General features: G+C 26.5%; 7 protein-coding genes. All 7 read left to right on the top strand.

The annotated features are described in order from the left end of the window. On the top strand, positions 1-440 hold a 440-nt coding region (locus tag RI68_RS01360), incomplete at its 5' end, for a sigma-70 family RNA polymerase sigma factor (protein WP_017193464.1). Positions 441-484: 44 nt separating this feature from the next. Next, a complete protein-coding gene (locus tag RI68_RS01365) occupies positions 485-679 on the top strand; it encodes a hypothetical protein (protein ID WP_017193465.1) in 195 nt (64 codons plus the stop codon). Continuing rightward, entirely contained in the window at positions 663-1,508 is an 846-nt protein-coding gene (locus RI68_RS01370) for a DNA adenine methylase (protein ID WP_017193466.1), read from the top strand. The genes RI68_RS01365 and RI68_RS01370 overlap by 17 nt, the downstream gene beginning before the upstream one ends. A gap of 171 nt (positions 1,509-1,679) precedes the next feature. Further along, positions 1,680-2,015 carry a single-stranded DNA-binding protein gene (locus tag RI68_RS01375; protein ID WP_017193467.1) on the top strand — a complete coding sequence of 112 codons (336 nt, stop codon included), beginning with the start codon at positions 1,680-1,682 and terminating at the stop codon, positions 2,013-2,015. A gap of 186 nt (positions 2,016-2,201) precedes the next feature. Continuing rightward, entirely contained in the window at positions 2,202-2,492 is a 291-nt protein-coding gene (locus RI68_RS01380) for an HU family DNA-binding protein (RefSeq protein WP_017193469.1), read from the top strand. 32 nt (positions 2,493-2,524) lie between these two features. Beyond that, the gene (locus tag RI68_RS01385; RefSeq protein ID WP_017193034.1) at positions 2,525-2,803 is read left to right on the top strand and encodes a hypothetical protein; all 279 of its coding nucleotides are present in this window, start codon (positions 2,525-2,527) and stop codon (positions 2,801-2,803) included. Position 2,804: 1 nt separating this feature from the next. Further along, positions 2,805-3,319, top strand: a 515-nt coding sequence (locus tag RI68_RS01390; RefSeq protein WP_017193470.1) for a hypothetical protein, incomplete at its 3' end; no start/stop codon positions are given.

Below are 3,319 nucleotides of genomic sequence, written 5' to 3' on the forward strand. Positions count from 1 at the left end.
GGGTTTTAGGATTAATCAAGGCTTTAGATAATTATGTAGATTTAGGTTATGACTTTATCGCTTATGCGACACCAACTATCAAATCAGAAATCAGAGAATTAATAAGAAAAAGTCATTCACCTTCCGTTCCTCAAAAGATTCATAAAACCAATAACCCTTCTTTTCAAGAAGAAAAACATACATGGCATTATCAAAACCTTAACCCTCACCAATTATGGTTAAAACAAGTAAATCATGAACTCTTATTAAAGAAACTAAAAACTAAATTAAGCAAAAAGGAGTTTAATGTCATTAAATTAAATTTTGGAGTTCCTTTAGGAAATATTAACGAAGATTATCAACCTAGTTATTCTAATCACGAAATAGCACAAATACTAAATTTAACCTTAAGACAAGTAGAAACTCTTAAAAACATCGCCATCAATAAATTAAAAAAATAAAAAGACCCGAATAAGGTCTTTTTTTATTAAGAAAGGAAATATAAATGAAGTTGAATCCTAAAATTATTTTAACTATCTTAAGTTTCACCTATATTGGTTTTATTATCACTAATATTATGACTTTATCTTTTAATTTTCAATTAGGCGTTAAAGCTAATACATTTATCAGTCTTATATCGGATATTGTCTTTTTATTTTATTTATGGATTAAGGAATACAAAAATGCAAAAATTCATTAATTGGGTTGGTTGCAAAAAGAAATTATTACCACATCTTTTACCTTTAATTCCTAAAAAATTTAAAACTTATTACGAACCCTTTTTAGGAACTGGCGCCTTATATTTATCCTTAATGCCTAAAAAAGCCGTTTTAAACGATAATGACACACAACTCATCCAAATATGGAAAAGCGTTTTATACAATCTCCCAGATTTTTATAATAAAGCATTAGCTGTTGAAAACTTTATTTATCAATATCCCAAATCACAACAAAAACAACAAAAAGAAGCTTTTAAAACCTTATTAAAGCAATATAATCATTTATTAACTAAAAATAAAAAAAGATTAACCAAAGCAGCACTTTTCTTTATTTTAAGTAAATATTGTTTTCGTGGCATTTTAAGATACAAAGATAATGCATCCTTATATACAACTTTTGGTTATAAGTCTAAATATAAAACTAGCCTATTAAATTTAAATGATTTATTCTCCTTACAAAAACATTTTCAAAAAAACAAACATCTCTTATTGTGTACTGATTATCAAAAAATAATTGCCAACGCCAAGAAAGATGATTTTGTATTTATTGATCCACCTTATTACAACGGCAAAAACATCACTATATCATCTTTTTACAAAGGAGTTTTTGGTTTTACTGAACAAGTGAAATTATTCAACTGTCTCGAAAAAGCCGATAAAAGAGGAGTTAAATGGTTATACACCAATTATGATACTCCCGAAATTAGAGCATTATTTAAAAATTATTACTTCCAAAGTATCAAATCTAGTACTACCTATAATTTGACAAATAAAAACAATAATCATGAAATCATTATTACCAATTATTAAAAAATCAATTTAAATTTTTGACCTCAACAAGTCTTTAAACTGTTTCAAAGATTAATTTTTGATATAAACGAAACGTAAAATTCCAAAAAATAGAAAATTAAATTAGTTTTAGAATTCGTCAAAATCAAAAATTTAACCAATTAGAAAAACTTCAAAAAGGAGCATATCATTATGTTAAACAACGTTCAATTAATCGGTCGAATTACACATGACCTCGAAAAACAATACATTAACAGTAATAACGAACAAATTCCAAAAATAGATTTTCAATTAGCTGTTAACCAAACCAAAGACAAAGTTCAATATATTCCTTGTGTAGTTTTTAGAACCCAAGCTGAAAATTTTCATAAATACTTACATAAAGGATCGAAAATTTATCTCGAAGGAACATTATCCATCCAAAAATATACCAATAACGAAGGTCAAAAGAAAACAAATACAAAAGTGATCGTCCATAAAGTCATCTTTTTAGATAATAAATCTCAAACTGATAATTTACCATTTTAAAATAAAAAAACATCGATGTTGAACATCTTAACTTTTCAAAAGAAAACCAAAATAAAAGGAGAATAAAAAATCATATGAGCGACGCCATGACTGAAATATACCGTGGTACTTACTTCAAAGGCCGCAGCAAATTAAAATCTAAAACTAAAAAAAATAATAAACCAAACAAAAAGGAGAAACTTAAAAATGACTAAAAAAGAATTAATTAAAAAAATAGCTGAGGCTAATAAAACCTCAATTTCAAAAACAGAAGAATTTTACCATTCATTCGAACATACCCTAATAGAATCCATTACTTCCAACGAAGAAGTAATTTTATCTTCTAAAATAGGTAAATTCATTTTAAAAACTCGTAAAGCCTACACTGGTAGAAACCCCCAAACAGACAAAAAACTCAAAATCTTTGCGAAAACCGTTGTCTCTTTCAAACTTTCTCAAACCATTAAAAATAAAGTTAAAGATTTAACATTAGAATAAACCAATATCAACCAACAAAGGAGAAATTAAATATGAATAAAATCATTAAGAAAAAAACAAAACCCAATACTCACGAAACAAACCAAAACCAAGAAATAAAAACAATGACTAACCCCAAACAAGAAAATATAACTATTATCCCAATAAAAAAACGCAATTTATTAAAAAAAATAGCTTACATAACGATCATTTTACATTTTATTTTACAAGTCATTATTATTTACTACGATAATAAAATTCCCTGGTTAACAACAGGAATTAATAATTCTCTTGAATTGATTAAATCTCTCATCCCAGGAGGAACTAAATAATATGAATAAAAACATAAAAAACAAAAATAAAATATTAACTATTATCACAATTATTATCGCTATCTTTTTCACTACCGCATCCATTTTCGCTTTAACTAATTACTTTTCTAAACAAAGAAAAGAAAAAATTCAATTAATGAACAATCTTCCTTTTTTCACTATTGAACGAACAGGTGGCAATAATGAAGATAAAACCCTTTTACCAATTCCTATTCCAAACTTAAACGAACAAAAATATAATCACTTAATTACGATCGAACACGAAGCGACACTAAACTCCAACGGAATGGATATTAATGTTCCTTTATATTTGAAAATATCAACTAAATATGATACACAACAAACTTTTATTAATCCCGAAAAATATTTAAATGTCGGTTTAAAAGTGGATAACAATGATTACGATGATACTAAACGCCCACAAATAAGATTAAATGATAAGGGCATCGGTTCACTTAACATCCAAATTAGCATCGAACAAAAAGAAATCATTACTAATAAAAACCCTCAATTAGA

The sequence above is a fragment of the Vaccinium witches'-broom phytoplasma str. VAC genome (assembly GCF_000309405.1).
Classification (GTDB): Bacteria; Bacillota_I; Bacilli_A; order Acholeplasmatales; family Acholeplasmataceae; genus Phytoplasma.

What these genes read in the sequence shown, in the direction of transcription:
- RI68_RS01370 (WP_017193466.1), top strand. Translation starts at nt 663, where the DNA reads ATGCAAAAATTCATTAATTGGGTTGGTTGCAAAAAGAAATTATTACCA.
- RI68_RS01380 (WP_017193469.1), top strand. Translation starts at nt 2,202, where the DNA reads ATGACTAAAAAAGAATTAATTAAAAAAATAGCTGAGGCTAATAAAACC.
- RI68_RS01385 (WP_017193034.1), top strand. Translation starts at nt 2,525, where the DNA reads ATGAATAAAATCATTAAGAAAAAAACAAAACCCAATACTCACGAAACA.
- RI68_RS01375 (WP_017193467.1), top strand. Translation starts at nt 1,680, where the DNA reads ATGTTAAACAACGTTCAATTAATCGGTCGAATTACACATGACCTCGAA.
- RI68_RS01365 (WP_017193465.1), top strand. Translation starts at nt 485, where the DNA reads ATGAAGTTGAATCCTAAAATTATTTTAACTATCTTAAGTTTCACCTAT.